Origin of the sequence: Pseudomonas petroselini, from assembly GCF_045037875.1 — a bacterium.
Lineage (GTDB): Bacteria > Pseudomonadota > Gammaproteobacteria > Pseudomonadales > Pseudomonadaceae > Aquipseudomonas > Aquipseudomonas petroselini.
This window is the reverse complement of the sequence record NZ_CP173614.1, coordinates 4,101,474-4,114,341: the sequence shown is the minus strand read 5'-3', so window position 1 is coordinate 4,114,341 and position 12,868 is coordinate 4,101,474. Positions and strand designations below refer to the sequence as shown.

The 12,868-nt window shown below is 60.1% G+C and carries 12 protein-coding genes; 7 read left to right on the top strand and 5 right to left on the bottom strand.

What is annotated here, in order from left to right; all coding sequences use genetic code 11:
- The first annotated feature begins 19 nt into the window (after positions 1-19).
- Positions 20-607, top strand: a complete 588-nt coding sequence (locus ACI512_RS18950) for a TetR/AcrR family transcriptional regulator (protein ID WP_231810260.1) — start codon at positions 20-22, stop codon at positions 605-607.
- Positions 608-638: 31 nt separating this feature from the next.
- Here the strand turns inward: ACI512_RS18950 and ACI512_RS18945 are convergent, their stop codons facing one another.
- The 4 genes from ACI512_RS18945 to ACI512_RS18930 form a co-directional block, all read right to left on the bottom strand.
- Entirely contained in the window at positions 639-1,370 is a 732-nt protein-coding gene (locus ACI512_RS18945; protein ID WP_231810234.1) for an SDR family NAD(P)-dependent oxidoreductase, read from the bottom strand.
- 45 nt (positions 1,371-1,415) lie between these two features.
- Positions 1,416-2,684, bottom strand: a complete 1,269-nt coding sequence (locus ACI512_RS18940) for a carbohydrate porin (RefSeq protein WP_231810236.1) — start codon at positions 2,682-2,684, stop codon at positions 1,416-1,418.
- Positions 2,685-2,746: 62 nt separating this feature from the next.
- Positions 2,747-3,988 carry an MFS transporter gene (locus tag ACI512_RS18935; RefSeq protein ID WP_405121268.1) on the bottom strand — a complete coding sequence of 414 codons (1,242 nt, stop codon included), beginning with the start codon at positions 3,986-3,988 and terminating at the stop codon, positions 2,747-2,749.
- Positions 3,989-4,011: 23 nt separating this feature from the next.
- The gene (locus ACI512_RS18930) at positions 4,012-4,545 is read right to left on the bottom strand and encodes a 2,4'-dihydroxyacetophenone dioxygenase family protein (RefSeq protein WP_231810240.1); all 534 of its coding nucleotides are present in this window, start codon (positions 4,543-4,545) and stop codon (positions 4,012-4,014) included.
- Positions 4,546-4,786: 241 nt separating this feature from the next.
- On the opposite strand from ACI512_RS18930, the gene ACI512_RS18925 reads away from it, so the two are divergent.
- On the top strand, positions 4,787-5,761 hold the full coding sequence (locus ACI512_RS18925) for a helix-turn-helix domain-containing protein (RefSeq protein WP_231810242.1): 975 nt from the start codon (positions 4,787-4,789) through the stop codon (positions 5,759-5,761).
- A gap of 2 nt (positions 5,762-5,763) precedes the next feature.
- Here the strand turns inward: ACI512_RS18925 and kdgR are convergent, their stop codons facing one another.
- A complete protein-coding gene (gene kdgR, locus ACI512_RS18920; protein ID WP_231810244.1) occupies positions 5,764-6,546 on the bottom strand; it encodes a DNA-binding transcriptional regulator KdgR in 783 nt (260 codons plus the stop codon).
- 151 nt (positions 6,547-6,697) lie between these two features.
- Here kdgR and ACI512_RS18915 point away from each other — a divergent pair, with 151 nt between their 5' ends.
- From ACI512_RS18915 to ACI512_RS18895, 5 genes are all read left to right on the top strand, one after another.
- On the top strand, positions 6,698-7,699 hold the full coding sequence (locus ACI512_RS18915; RefSeq protein ID WP_231810246.1) for a sugar kinase: 1,002 nt from the start codon (positions 6,698-6,700) through the stop codon (positions 7,697-7,699).
- A 4-nt stretch (positions 7,700-7,703) separates the two neighbouring features.
- Positions 7,704-8,915 carry a D-mannonate dehydratase ManD gene (gene manD / locus ACI512_RS18910; RefSeq protein WP_231810248.1) on the top strand — a complete coding sequence of 404 codons (1,212 nt, stop codon included), beginning with the start codon at positions 7,704-7,706 and terminating at the stop codon, positions 8,913-8,915.
- A gap of 67 nt (positions 8,916-8,982) precedes the next feature.
- A complete protein-coding gene (locus ACI512_RS18905; protein WP_231810250.1) occupies positions 8,983-10,014 on the top strand; it encodes a Zn-dependent oxidoreductase in 1,032 nt (343 codons plus the stop codon).
- A gap of 67 nt (positions 10,015-10,081) precedes the next feature.
- The gene (locus ACI512_RS18900) at positions 10,082-11,374 is read left to right on the top strand and encodes an MFS transporter (RefSeq protein ID WP_231810252.1); all 1,293 of its coding nucleotides are present in this window, start codon (positions 10,082-10,084) and stop codon (positions 11,372-11,374) included.
- A 27-nt stretch (positions 11,375-11,401) separates the two neighbouring features.
- Positions 11,402-12,859, top strand: a complete 1,458-nt coding sequence (locus ACI512_RS18895; RefSeq protein WP_231810254.1) for a mannitol dehydrogenase family protein — start codon at positions 11,402-11,404, stop codon at positions 12,857-12,859.
- Positions 12,860-12,868 lie beyond the last annotated feature (9 nt).

Here is a 12,868-nt window from a genome sequence, read left to right as displayed (position 1 = left end):
CAGAACCGAGGTATTTCAGGTGAGAGTGACCAAAGCCCAGGCGCAGGCAAATCGTGAGCACATCGTCGAGACGGCCTCTTTGTTGTTTCGTGAACGAGGGTTTGACGGCGTAGGTTTGGTGGATCTGATGGGGGCTGCTGGATTCACCCATGGCGGCTTCTACAAACATTTTGGCTCAAAGGCCGATTTGATGGCCGAGGCCTCAGCCAGCGGTCTTTCTCGCTCGCTGGCCAGCACCGAAGCGCTCGATATTCAGGCCTTTGTCGATATTTACGTGTCGAGGAGGCACCGCGACGGGCGTGCCGACGGGTGCACCATGTCGGCCCTGTGTGGAGATGCGGCGCGTCAGCCGGATGAGCTGAAGAGCGCCTTCGCCGATGGCATAGAGCGCATGCTGCAAACGCTGGTGGAAAAGTATCCGGCCGTCGAAGAGGCTGAATCGGGTGAGACTAGGGCGAAGATGATCGACGTCCTGGCGCATGCAGTGGGCGCGATCATGTTGTCGCGTGCGTGTCCGGATGACTCGCCGCTTACCGATGAAATACTCGAGGTTTGCCACGCCCGGATATCGGCGTCCTTGCCGGTATCGCCAGCGACTGAGCCATAGGCTCGGAAGACCTCAAGTGCGTCTGTGAGGCTCAGATAGCGGTGGTCAGGTAGCCGCCATCGACCGGCAGCACCACACCGGTCACAAATGACGCCGCATCCGATGCCAAAAACGCAATGACCTTGGCGACTTCCTCGGCACTGCCGAAGCGCTTCATGGGGGTGCGAGACAGCAAGCGGTCGATCCTCGGCTGATCATCGATTTTCGCCAGCAGGGGAGTGGTGATCCATCCCGGAGCCACGGCGTTGACGCGAATGTTGTCAGGCGCGTACGCCTCGGCGAGGGATTTGCTGATCTGTACGATTGCCCCTTTGGCTGCCGAGTAAGCCACGAGTTTGCCGCCGCCAAAGTAGGAGAACATCGACGCGATGTTAATGATCGCCCCACCTTGTCTGGCCAGCAATGGATGCGCCAGGTTGATAAGGCGGTAAACCGCGTTGAGTTGCACCGACAACACCTGGTTGAAGGCCTCCCACTCCATCTCCTTTTCGCCCAGGGTGCCGCCCGCAGCCGGCACCAGAATATCCAGGCGGTCCAGGCTTTGGATCACGCCTTTGAGCGCTTCATCGTCGGTGACGTTAACCTCGCGCAGATCAAGCTCAACCCCCTCGGCGACGACTGTCGCGTCGGCGCCCAAGCCGATCGCCACGACCCTGGCGCCATGCCGGGCCAGATACTCGGCGGTCGCTTGGCCAATCCCCGAGGTCCCGCCGCTGACGAGCGCGACCTTGCCTTCAAATAGCGTGCTGCTGAACATAGTCATGCTTACCTCATAACGTCAGTTAAACCTTTTATTCAAGCCACGCCTTCACAGGCCCAGCACCGAACCCACATCCAGCACCACTAGCAGGCCAACCACGAAACCGTTATTGCTCAATTGCGTCGCGCCCGGGTTGTAGAAGTTGTCCGGGTTGATGATGTACTGCAGGCTCGGTTCGATCGCCAGGTTGCGGGTCAAGGCAAAATGACCGTTGGCTTCTACGGCGTAGACGTTGCGCTCAGCCAGGTCAGGATCACCACCGGCCGCTGTGCGCAGGCGTTGCTGGAACTGCAATTGATGGTCGTTGACTTGCAGGTAGCTGGCTTTGAAATTGAGTTTGTCCTGCGCCCGATCAAAGGGCGCAAGGTAGGTCAGTCCGGCTTCGGCGAAGTGGCTGAAGGGTTGTTTATCGTCGGCCGCCGCCGATAGCGAGCCGAATGCCTGCAGGCCTTGCTGTCCGCCGCGCCATAGGGTCTGGCGAAATTTGAAGAAGCCGCCAGCCGTGCCGTGGTCGCTGGCACCTGTCAAGGGGTCGACCTGGTTGGACGAGTTGAAGTACGCATTCAGTTCGTACTGGGTGGTGGCATCGCCAGGCTTGCTGCCAAGGCCCACCAGGAAGCTGGTGCCACTGGCGTCGTCGGTGCTGAAGTCCAGGCCTTTGCGCTTTTTCAGGTAGTCCACCGGGTTGGATTCAAACGCACCCGCGTGCACATAGAAACTGGGGCTCACTTGATACTTCAGGTACCCACCCCAGGCGCCGAAGGGTGGCGGCAACATGCCGCTTGAAGCGTCCAGGATCGGGTCGTTGCAGGTGACCCCGGTTTCGCAGTTGTAGATGTAGAAGTAGCGCCGGCCATTGGTGCGTCCGATGTGCAGGTCGAGCTGACCATCGAGCCATTTTTGCTCGTAGGTCAACAGGCTCAACTGATTGCTGGCGATGTCATTGTGCAACGGTGCACCGCCAAAATAGCTGCCGACGGCGCCTTGCCATTCGCCCCCGGTCGGCTGGCCGGTGCCGTTATCGAGGATAAAGACGGTTTGTTCGAAATGCAGGGCTGCGCCGTCCAGGCCACTGAGCGTGGCGAGGTTAACGTCTGCACCGATGTACAGGTCGCCGCTGTTGCCGAAGCTGTAGGGGCGCGGGCCGGTGTCGAGGTTTTTCATCGACAGGCTGGTGAATTGCACATGGGGCTGGACGCCGTAACCGGCCAATTGCTCGCCGAGGCCGGCCAGTGGGCCTTCACGGTCCTGCGCCCAGGTGTGGGGGTAGGTAAACACCAGGAACAAAAACGCGCACAAACGAAGAGTAGGGTGCATGGTCTGGTACTCATTTTATTGTTGTTGTGATGAGCAAATGGAGGCGCGTGGTGACCCGTGGATCACGCACGCTGCGTGCAGGCTTGCTGTGATCGGCGTTGCAGTACGGTGGGCGCGGTTTCCTTGAGCAGCAGTGACAGTCCCGCCGCCAGCAAGGCGCCGCCGCAGGAGATCCACATCACGATCGACAACCCGAACTGGTCGGCCGCGAACCCGGCGACGGTCGGCGCCACGAACCCTCCCACCAGTTCGCCAACGCCCATGATCATGCCCAGCGCCGTGGCCATGACTTCACGCGGGACGGTTTCGGCTGGAATGGTGGACATGAACAGCGTGAAGCAGCCCAGCCCGGTGTAGGTCAGCACCATCAGTACGCCGAGGATCATCGGCGAGGGCGCGAATAGCAGTGCTATCGGGCAGCAGGCAGCAATCAGCGAGAACAGCACCAGCGTCGGGCGTCGGCCGATGCGGTCGGAAATGCTGGGCACCACAAACCCCCACACGACCCAGGCAGCGCCCAGGCAACTCATGATCGCGCCCATGCTTGGCGCGCTGTACCCGCGGACGCTGACCAGAAACGTCGGGGTAAAGGAGATCAGGATCACGAACCAGGTTAAAAACACGCAACTGATCAAGGTGCACAGCACGATGTTGCGGCTTTTCAGCAGTGCCAGCCGGTGCCCGCTGAGTTTGACCTGACTCACCGCCGCCTGTCGGGGTTCATCCTGACGCACGTAACGCCAGATGAGCCATGCGATCAGCAGTCCTGGCAGCAACGACACAACGAACGCATGCCGCCAGCTATAGGCCTCGGCCAGGGCAATCAACACCGGAGGGCCGATCACCGCGCCCAACAGACCCGCTGCCGAACCTTGCAGCAAGCCCATGTTCAGGCCCCGCCGGTGCGGCGATGAGGCTTCGACCATCATCGACTGGGACAAGGGCAGGATGGGCCCCTCAGCCAACCCCATGATGGCGCGAAACAGCAACAGGCTGAGGAAACCCGCGACCAGCCCCGAGAGCGCCGAGCACAGGGAAAACAGGATGACCGCCGCAATCAGCAGCGGTTTGCGCACCCCCCGGCGATCTGACCATGCGCCGACCAGCGTGCCGGAAATCGCCCAAGCCAAGGCCAGCACCGAAGACAACATGCCGAGGTGGCTGTTGCTCAGTTGCAGCTCTTCAGCCATGAATGGAAACAGGAACGACAGGGCCAGGCGGTCGAAAAACACAAAACCAAACGTCAGGAACAACACGCAGAGCAGGACATTTTCATAACTGGCTTTATTGTTGTTGTGAGCCATTACGGTTCTCCGTGGCACGGGGTTTAACGGAACAGACGGTCCACTGCGTCAGCGCCCAGGCCGACCTTTTCGTAATGCTCGCGACACAGGGCAATGTAGGAGTGCACGTCGAAGTAGCCGGTGGACTCGCCTTGATCGTCGAGCCAGATCAGCGGCCCCTTGACGATGAAGAACACACGCATGGGTTCCTCGTGTTCATAGGCCACCAGGGTGTGACCCTCGCCGGGCGTTTCGTAGACGAAGTCGCCAGCCGTGGCGGTCCACTCGTGTTCCAGGTAGCCCCACTTGCCCGAAAGCGTGTAGGCGAATACTTCGTGCGGGTGGTAGTGGCGATTGACCAGGCCGGCCTTGCTGGACATCAAGATGTCGCACCAGCGGTTTTCGCTCGGGGAGATCCACAGGGGGCGTGAGGAAACGGTCTCGGTAAAGGGCACGTAGAGCCGCAAATCATCACTGGCGGCGTTAGGCAGGTAAACCTCAGGTTTGGCGTCGGGCTTGAAGCAGTTCGCGATGGGCTGCAGGTCTTTCCAAAATTCGGTGCGGGCTAATTCGGGCATGTTGGGCCTCTGATTGTTGGAATACAGGGGCCACTGTAGGGCGAGAAGGGCGGGGCGGTTTGATCGAAACAGACGTCATTGTTGTCTGGATCGGACGCATATTTTCAGCTCATCGGTTGCTGTGGTTTTGTATCGACTACTGATTGACAGCGTGCTTGGGTCGGCGGTTAATGGGGCGCTGCAAGCCCCGCAATCCGCCTTGTGCGGGGCCGAGCAGTCAATAAAAAAGAGAATAATAAAAATGGCCCGAACCGCCGTCTTGCTTGATACCCAGCGTGCCAGTACCGATGACCTTCCGTTGGATCAGCGCGTGGCATTCTGGGAGCAGTACAACGCATCGACACTGGTGGGGCTGAAGTGCTCGTCCTTCAGTGAAACCGGGTTCAGCGCGCGCGAGGACAACCTGAGCCTGGACCGGCTGCGGGTCGCGCATATTGTCGGTAACCAACACGTGATTGAGCGCGATGGTTCAATGATTCGCAGCGTGCCCAAAGAGTCGGTATTCGTCTCGCTGGTCATGGACAGTGCGTCGTTTTTCTTCCAGGGCGGCAACTGCCATTTGCTGGAGCCGGGCGAGATGATGGTGTATCGCACCGACAAGCCCTACCTGTTCGGCTTCTCCGGTTCGATGCACAAGTTTATCTTCGATATCCCCCAGGACGTGTTTGCTTCCCGCTGTCTGCGCCGCTTTGATCACGCAGTGAAGATCAGCGCCCACACCGGCACGCAGCGGTTACTGTTAAGGACATTGAGTGAACGCACCGGCGGTTTTTTCGAGCAGCCGCTCAGCCAGGGGGCAGACAGTTATCAAGAGGATGCCCTTGAACTGCTGGGGACTATCATCGCGGGCCAGATGGGCAACCGCCGGATCAACGCACTCAGTGCGTCTTACTTGTTGGTCGCCAAGCAATGCATCCTTGAGCAACTCTCTGACCCTGCCTTGAGCTGTGAGCGCGTGGCACTGCAAACCGGCGTTTCCACGCGGCACCTGGCCAGGCTATTTGCTTTGGAAGACACCCAGCCCCATCGTTTCATTCTGGAGAAACGCTTGCAGGGCGCGTTCCGTCTGCTGAGCCAGGCAGACAGTCGCGGGTTGGACATTGCCGAGGTCGCCTATCGCCAAGGGTTCACCAGCCAGGCGCATTTCGCCAGGGCCTTCAAGGCGCACTACGGGCGCACCGCAAGCGACGTGCGCGCATCGGCGCAGGGTACTTAGCGTCACTGCCCATGCCAGCCCAATTGCCTGGAAATCTGCTGCGTGGTCTCCATCAGACGTTTTACGTAGTCCAGCTTCAGTTCTTCGCGAAAGCGAAAGCACGGGAATGACACGCTCAGGCCACCGATGACATGGCCAAAACGGTCGCGAATCGGCGCGGCCAGGCAGCGCATATTGTCTTCGAATTCTTCATGGTCTTCGGCATACCCCTGGGCGCGAACCACTTCCAGCTCGTGCACATACGCCTCGATGCTGGTCAGGGTATTGGCGGTGCGGCGTTCGAAGCTTTCTTCCTGCAAGTGGGCGATCAACTCAGGCTGCTCCAGCCATGCCATCAACACCTTGCCGATACCGGTGCAATACAGCGGCGCACGTCGGCCGATGCGCGAGTACATGCGCAGGTTGTATTTGGAGTCGATCTTGTGCACGTAGACGATGCTGCCTTCGTCGAGAATGCCCAAGTGCACGGTCTCGGCGGTCAGTTCGTTGATGCGTCGCATACCCGGTTCCGCTTCGCGGACGATGTCCAAGTGGGGCAGGGCCTGCGCACCCAGTTCAAATAGCCGGACGCTGAGCCGATAGCGGTCCTCGGCATCCTGCACCACATAACCACGGGCCTTGAGTGACTGCAAAAACCGGTAAACCGTGCTTTTGGACATGTCGAGTTTCTGCGCGATTTCCGACACGCCGCTTTCCTCGGGATGTTCGGCCAGCGCTTCAAGGACGGCCATGGTCCTTCCGACGGCGGAGACCAGTTCGTTGTTCTGGATGGTGCTGTTGTCCATGAAGGCTCCAACGGGAACGGAAAACCCAAGGATATACGCTGGCAGATCAAAACGCTGTTTCATTTTTCTTGACGCTATAGGAAATCTGATTAAACTCGACCTCAATCATTAAAAATGAAACGCCGTTTTAAAAATAACAAAGGCGCCAGTCATGAACGTAATTCCAAGGCAACGCCCGCAAAACATGTCACCCCGCCCCCTCAAAGTAGCGCTGGTGGGCGAGTGCATGATCGAAATACGCGGTGAGTCGGTCTCAGGTTTCAGCCAGACCTTCGGCGGCGACACACTCAACGCTGCGGTGTATCTTTGCCGATTGACCCCCTCCGTCCGGATTGTCACGGACTACGTCACCGCTATCGGCGCCGATAGCTTCAGTGACGCGATGCGTCAGTTGTGGCGCGACGAAGGCGTCGGTGACCAACATGTGCGCGTGATCGAGGATGCGCTGCCGGGGTTGTACTTCATCCAGACCGATACCCAAGGCGAAAGACGCTTTCTATATTGGCGTGGCGAAGCCGCAGCGCGGAGCATGTTCGACGGCCCTGAAGCAGACGCCGTATTGCATGCCCTTTCGGATTACGACTACATCTATTTGAGTGGCATCAGCCTGGCGATTCTCACGGCCAGTGGCCGTGAGCGCCTGATGCGCGCCTTGTGCCTGGCCCGTGAATCCGGCACGCGCATCGTCTTTGACAACAACTACCGTCCCCATTTGTGGCCCGATGCCCAGGCTGCACGCCAGGCCTATGGCGACATGCTGCGCCTGACTGACCTGGCGCTGATTACCTGGGAGGACGACGCCGCACTGTTCGGTTATGCCGATGTCGAGGCGTTGTTCCACACCTATGCAGATTTTGGCGTAGGTGAGGTCGCTGTTAAGCGTGGCATGGCCTCGTGCTTGATCCAGTGCGCCTCAGGTCGTGTCGAGGTGCCGGCCGATCAGGTGCAGCACGTTGTCGACACCACGGCGGCGGGCGACTCCTTCAGCGCGGCTTACCTTGCGTGTCGGCTGCAGGGCGGTGATCCACAACTGGCTGCGCGTTGGGGGCATCGGCTGGCGGCCCAAGTCATTCAGCATCGCGGTGCGCTGATCCCCAGCGCCGCCATGCCCAGCCTGCAAATGCCTTCATTTTCTTCTGTAGCAGAGGCCTGATCTTATGAAAATCATCGAAGCCCGCGTCATTGTTACCTGCCCGGGTCGCAACCTGATTACCCTGAAAATCGTCACTGATTCCGGCATCTATGGCATCGGTGATGCGACCTTGAACGGCCGGGAAATGGCGGTGGTGGCCTACCTTGAAGAGCACGTGCTGCCGGCACTGATCGGTCGCGATGCCCAGCGTATCGAGGACATCTGGCAGTACCTGTATCGCGGGGCCTACTGGCGCCGTGGCCCGGTGACCATGACCGCGATTGCCGCCGTGGACATCGCCCTGTGGGACATCAAGGCCAAGGCTGCAAACATGCCGTTGTACCAGTTGCTCGGTGGCAAAAGCCGCGAGCGGGTAATGGTCTACGGGCATGCCACAGGCAAGGACATCGAAGGTTGCCTGGACGAAGTCGCGCGTCATGTCGAGCTGGGTTACAAGGCGGTGCGCGTGCAATGCGGTATTCCCGGTATCGACACCACCTATGGCGTGGCCAAGCGCAGCGGTGAGCGTTATGAGCCGGCCGACAGCGACCTGCCCGCCGAACATGTGTGGGACACCGCCAAGTACCTGAACCATGTGCCCAAACTGTTTGCCGCCGTGCGCGAGCGTTTTGGCGATGACTTGCACATCCTGCACGACGTGCACCATCGCCTGACCCCTATTGAAGCGGGGCGCCTGGGCAAGGCGGTTGAGCCATTCAACCTGTTTTGGCTCGAAGACTGCACCCCGGCCGAGAATCAGGAAGCCTTCCGCCTGATCCGTCAGCACACCACAACTCCGCTGGCGGTGGGCGAAGTGTTCAACTCTATTCATGACTGCCGCGAGCTGATCCAGGAGCAGTTGATCGACTATATCCGCGCCACCCTGGTGCATGCCGGCGGCATCACCCATGTGCGGCGTATTGCCGACTTCGCCGCGCTGTATCAGGTGCGCACCGGCTTTCACGGTGCCACTGACCTGTCGCCGGTGTGTATGGGGGCGGCGCTGCATTTCGATACCTGGGTGCCCAACTTCGGGATCCAGGAACACATGCCCCACAACGAACGTATCGACGAAGTTTTTCCCCACGCCTATCGCTTTGAAGATGGCCATTTCACCCCTGGCGAAACTCCGGGGCATGGCGTCGACATCGACGAGAACCTGGCGGCGAAATACCCCTACAAACGCGCCAGCCTGCCGGTCAATCGCCTGGAGGACGGCACGCTCTGGCACTGGTAAGCGCAGCGTCAACTGATCAATAACGACAAGAACACAGGGCGCTCCCCGCCCTGTCAGGAGTTACCTGATGAAAGCTTTTCAAGTAAGAGCACCCTTTGAATACGGCCTGGCGCACGTCGAGATGCCCCAAGTGGCGCCCGGTGAAGTCAAGGTTGACGTGGCCTACGCCGGTATCTGTGGCTCGGATATGCACATCATTCACGGGCAAAACGCCTTTGTGCAGTTTCCACGGGTAACCGGCCATGAGTTCTCTGGCGTGGTGCGAGAAGTAGGCGAGGGGGTCGAGCAGCTCAAGGTTGGCGACCGTGTATGTATCGACCCGGTCATCAGCTGTGGCACCTGCTACCCCTGCCGGATCAACCGGCCGAACGTCTGCACGCGGCTGCAAGTGATTGGCGTGCACCGCGATGGCGGCTTCAGCGAGCAAGTGTGTGTGCCTGCCGCCAATGCCCACCGCATGCCTGACTCGCTGTCCCTGAGCCACGCGGCGCTGGTGGAGCCTTACACCATTGCCCTTAACGTGCTCGATCGCATGCAGCCCGAGCCGGGCGACAGCCTGTTGATCTACGGCGCGGGTGTGATCGGCCTGACCCTGGTGCAAATGGCCCGGGCGTTGGGGATGACCGATATCACCGTGACCGACGTCCTCGATACACGCCTGGAGACGGCCAAGGCCCTCGGCGCCAGCCGCACCCTCAACGGCAAAGACGTCGACGTCGAGGCCACTATGCGCGAATTGACTCAGGGCGAAGGCGTACCGCTGATCGTCGATGCGGCCTGCATTCCCGCGTTGATGCCGCAAATGGTGCGCTTGGCCTCGCCGGCAGGGCGGATCGGCCTGCTCGGTTTCAACGCGGTGCCGAGCGACCTGGTGCAGCTGGAAATGATCAAGAAAGAGTTGACGCTGGTGGGCTCACGCTTGAACAACCGCAAATTCCCCAAGGTGATCGAGCTGATTGCCAGCGGAAAATTGCAGGTGCGCGACCTGATCAGTCATCGCGTCAGCTTCGACGACATGCCGGGGGCCATCGATTTGATCGAAAAGCATCCGGAACAGACCCGCAAGGTTCTCGTGGAACTGAGCGCTGCCCATCCATAGCCGTCTGTAGATACTCGTGCCCCTCAGGGCACCCTCACCGAATAAACACAAGAAGCGGGAGGTTCCAATGTTTGGTCAAGGTCGTACGTTAGTCATCATCATGCTGTTCCTGGCAGGCGTCATTAACTACCTGGATCGCTCGGCATTGTCTGTCGCGGCGCCTTTCATCCAGAAGGACTACGGTCTGAGTACGGGTGAGATGGGCATGATCTTCAGCAGTTTCTTCGTCGGTTATGCCGCTTTCAACTTCATCGGTGGCTGGGCCGCCGACCGTTACGGCGCCAAGACCACGTTGCTGCTGGCCATGGTCCTGTGGTCGTTGTTCAGCGGCCTCACCGTGTTGACGGTGGGCTTCGCTTCGCTGGTACTTATCCGGATCCTGTTCGGCATGGGTGAAGGACCGCTGAGCGTGACCACCAGCAAGATGGTCAACAACTGGTACACCCCCAAGCGCCGGGCGCGGGCGATTGGCACCTCGATGTCCGGCACGCCGCTGGGCGGGGCGATTTCCGGTCCGGTGGTGGGCTTTATCGCCGTCACCTACGGCTGGAAGATGTCGTTCATCATCATCATGGTGATCGGCCTGGTCTGGGCGGCGGTGTGGTTCAAGTTCGTCAAGGAAAGACCGGAAGGCGAGGGCGCTGCGGAGATTCTGCGGGCCGAGGGACAAAGCGAGCTGGCGGCACAACCGGTGTTCCCACTGCGCTACTACCTCAAGCAACCGACGGTGCTGTTCACCTCCCTGGCGTTCTTTTCCTATAACTACACGTTGTTCTTCTTCCTGACCTGGTTCCCCAGCTACCTGACCATGGCCCACGGCCTGAACGTCAAGGACATGAGCATCGCCACGGTCATTCCCTGGGTGCTGGGCTTCCTCGGTCTGGCCTTGGGCGGTTTCATTTCCGACTTCGTCTTCAAGAAAACCGGGCGGATGATGTTCTCCCGCAAGGTGGTACTGGTGACGTGCCTGTTGCTCTGCGCCGCGTGTATCGCCGTCGCCGGGGTGGTCAAAACCCTGTATCCGGCGGTCATCCTCGTCGCCTTGGCCGTGTTCTTCCTGTACCTCACCGGTGCCATCTACTGGGCGATCATCCAGGACACCGTGCCGGCCGCACGGGTGGGTGGCGTCAGTGGCTTCATGCATTTTCTGGCCAACACCTCGGGCATCATTGGCCCGACCCTGACCGGCTTTCTGGTGCAGTTCACCGGTTCGTTCACCAGTGCATTCTTGCTGGCGGGTCTGTTGACCGTGATTGGCGCTGTGTGTGTGGCGCGCTATGTCAAACCGCTGTCAGTGGCGGATACCGGTAACGCGCCGGTAAAAAGCGCGCAACCCGTCTCGGCCCTTGGCCGGCCATAACCCGTCATAAACAGAAGGAGCGTATCGATGCCTGTTGTGACCCGTTTGCCCTCTACCCGTGCCGCACCCGAGATCGGTATCGTGCATCTTGGCTTGGGAGCCTTTCATCGCGCCCACCAAGCGGTTTACCTGCAACGCCATCTCAACCGTCATGGCCAAAGTGACTGGGGGTTGTGCAGCGCCAACCTGCGCTCGAATCGCACATTGGTCGACCAATTACGTGCGCAAGACGGCCGCTACCATGTGGCCGAGTATCGCGACCGTGAGCAGGTGACGCTGCGTGAGATCGGTGTATTGCGCCAGGCCTTGTATGTGGGCGAGGGCGGCCATGATCTGGAGTTGCTGTTGCAGCGCATGGCCGCGCCGCAAACACGGATCGTCACCCTCACCGTCACCGAGAAAGGTTACTGCCTGAGCCCTGCCACCGGGCAGTTGCGTATGGAAGACCCGGCGATTGCCCATGACATCGCTCATCCGCAAGCGCCACGCACAGCGCCCGGCATCGTCCTCGAAGCCTTACGCCTGCGGCGCGCCGCAGGCATTGCAGCGTTCACCGTGCTGTGCTGCGACAACATGCCCGACAACGGCCAGCGCACCCGCCAGGCTGTCAGCGCATTGGCGGCGTTGCAGGACCAAGGCTTGGCGCAGTGGGTCAACGAGCAGGTGGCGTTTCCGGGCTGCATGGTGGACCGGATCGTCCCCGCCATGGATGGCGAATCCTTCACTCGGCTAGAACAGCAACTGGACTGCCACGACCGTGCGGCGGTGGTCTGTGAAAGTTTCAGCCAGTGGGTGATCGAGGATCACTTTCCGCTCGGGCGCCCGGACTGGGAGCTGGAGGGCGTACAGATGGTGGCGGACGTGCGTCCGTTTGAAACGATGAAGCTGCGCATGCTCAACGGCAGCCACTCGTTGTTGGCCTACGTGGGTTTGCTGGTAGGCCACGACTTGGTGTTCGACGCCATAAACGATGCCGACCTGGCGCACTTCATCGAGCGCTACATGACCCAGGAAGCCGCGCCCACCCTGGACATGCCGGCGGGTATCGACCTAGTGCTCTATGCCCATGATCTCAAGGCGCGCTTTGCCAACGACAGCTTGCAACACCGCTTGCGCCAGATCGCCATGGACGGTTCGCAGAAACTACCGCAGCGCTGGTTGCTCGGTGCTCAGCAGTTGCTTGACGACGGACGTGGCATCGCCTGCATAGCGCTGGGTATCGCCGCCTGGATTCACTATTGCACGCAGCCGCTGCCCGGCGGTTCGACGCAGGTTATTGACGACCCCTTGAACGCAACCTTCGCCGATCTTGCAGGCAGATTTGAAGGCGCATCCTTGGTGGGTGCCTTCCTTGATCTGGACGAGGTTTTCCCGGCCGTATTGTCCGCTCGCCCGGCCTTTCGCGATGCCGTGCAAGGTGCCTATGGCGCGTTGGTTCGCGACGGCATGGGCAGTCTTTTGCGCACCTTTGCGGCACATCACTGACAAGACAGG

Bases quoted from the DNA above. Each gene is read 5' to 3' on its own strand.
- manD (WP_231810248.1), top strand. From the start codon at position 7,704: ATGAAAATCATCGAAGCCCGCGTCATTGTTACCTGCCCGGGTCGCAAC.
- ACI512_RS18905 (WP_231810250.1), top strand. From the start codon at position 8,983: ATGAAAGCTTTTCAAGTAAGAGCACCCTTTGAATACGGCCTGGCGCAC.
- ACI512_RS18940 (WP_231810236.1), bottom strand. From the start codon at position 2,684: ATGCACCCTACTCTTCGTTTGTGCGCGTTTTTGTTCCTGGTGTTTACC.
- ACI512_RS18900 (WP_231810252.1), top strand. From the start codon at position 10,082: ATGTTTGGTCAAGGTCGTACGTTAGTCATCATCATGCTGTTCCTGGCA.
- ACI512_RS18915 (WP_231810246.1), top strand. From the start codon at position 6,698: ATGAACGTAATTCCAAGGCAACGCCCGCAAAACATGTCACCCCGCCCC.
- ACI512_RS18895 (WP_231810254.1), top strand. From the start codon at position 11,402: ATGCCTGTTGTGACCCGTTTGCCCTCTACCCGTGCCGCACCCGAGATC.
- ACI512_RS18930 (WP_231810240.1), bottom strand. From the start codon at position 4,545: ATGCCCGAATTAGCCCGCACCGAATTTTGGAAAGACCTGCAGCCCATC.
- ACI512_RS18935 (WP_405121268.1), bottom strand. From the start codon at position 3,988: ATGGCTCACAACAACAATAAAGCCAGTTATGAAAATGTCCTGCTCTGC.
- ACI512_RS18945 (WP_231810234.1), bottom strand. From the start codon at position 1,370: ATGACTATGTTCAGCAGCACGCTATTTGAAGGCAAGGTCGCGCTCGTC.
- kdgR (WP_231810244.1), bottom strand. From the start codon at position 6,546: ATGGACAACAGCACCATCCAGAACAACGAACTGGTCTCCGCCGTCGGA.
- ACI512_RS18925 (WP_231810242.1), top strand. From the start codon at position 4,787: ATGGCCCGAACCGCCGTCTTGCTTGATACCCAGCGTGCCAGTACCGAT.